The organism is Mesorhizobium sp. M0244 (assembly GCF_040321795.1).
Classification (GTDB): domain Bacteria; phylum Pseudomonadota; class Alphaproteobacteria; order Rhizobiales; family Rhizobiaceae; genus Mesorhizobium.
Genome location: NZ_JAMYSE010000228.1, coordinates 1 through 942, shown reverse-complemented (window position 1 = coordinate 942; position 942 = coordinate 1). Strand labels below are relative to the sequence as shown.

1 protein-coding gene and 1 pseudogene are annotated in these 942 nt (G+C 62.0%); both read right to left on the bottom strand.

Annotated elements, in window-relative coordinates:
- Nucleotides 1–81: 81 nt before the first annotated feature.
- Nucleotides 82–519, bottom strand: a complete 438-nt coding sequence (locus NKJ08_RS38785) for a hypothetical protein (RefSeq protein ID WP_352528387.1) — start codon at nucleotides 517–519, stop codon at nucleotides 82–84.
- 300 nt (nucleotides 520–819) lie between these two features.
- Nucleotides 820–942 (bottom strand): annotated as a pseudogene (locus NKJ08_RS38780) (IS6 family transposase); the annotation flags it as partial.

Sequence of the window (942 nt, the reverse complement as noted above, 5' to 3'; positions counted from 1 at the left end):
GTGGGGAGCGCTTGCCTGCGCTACGGCGGCGGCTTTCCATGCGAGCCGCTTCAAAAATGATGCTGCGAAACGGCGCCGGGTTTATCCGACGAACGCCTCACGCATCCGAGCGAACATGCCGGGCTGTCTCCCGGCAACCGCCGCACGGATGTGACGGGCGGCCGTTGCGGCGCTCACCGTCGCGCCGAAATGACAATAGCAGATGATCTCATGCAATTGCCCGTCGGTCAGCTCGAAGAACCGCTTCGCTTCGCCGTAGTTGTCGTTTTCCAACCCGGCGGCGCGGAGGACAGGATCCTCGAAAGCGACTGCGATCGGCGAGCCGTCGCCGCGCATGGCCGCGCGTGCTCTAACCGGCTGATACTCGGTTTGGTGCAGCGTCGAGAGGCGCCGGTCAGGGTTCCGTTCAAGGAGCTCCGCCCAGCGTTCAAGACGTTCGCTGCGCGACATGGTTTGGCGCAGGTAGTCCTGATCGATCTCGGCGACGATCTGCAGTTGCTCAAGCGTCTGGTGCTTCATTTTAGCCTCCTATTCGGACGATAGTTGGCCCACCCATATCCTTCTTATACCTGCGGCCAGAGTGACTCCGACCGATCGTGAAGTCCAATCACGATGAGGCTGGGAGGGCTTCCCCCACGAAAATGCGGAGGCTTCGCAAAGATCCGGCCATTAATTTGCGAACGCGGTCAAATGCGCGGCTGTTCGACGATGTCGGTCTGGAGTCCGTGCCGATCGAGGTGATCGATGGGCAGAGTCTGTACTGGACTGCCCCAGCCCCATTGCTGGCCGGGGCAGCGGGATCAAGCGAGTGGCAGATGAGCTTCGAAACCGCTGAAGGCCGGGCCGATGCGAGTTCTCCGCCCGGTCGTTGGGGCCCTTGTGGCTCCAGTGTACGACTTCCGGCATGACCTGGCGCCTGGCTACTCCGCAGGATCGCAGTTT

Excerpts from the sequence above, each read along its gene's own strand:
- NKJ08_RS38785 (WP_352528387.1), bottom strand. The coding sequence starts at position 519 with ATGAAGCACCAGACGCTTGAGCAACTGCAGATCGTCGCCGAGATCGAT.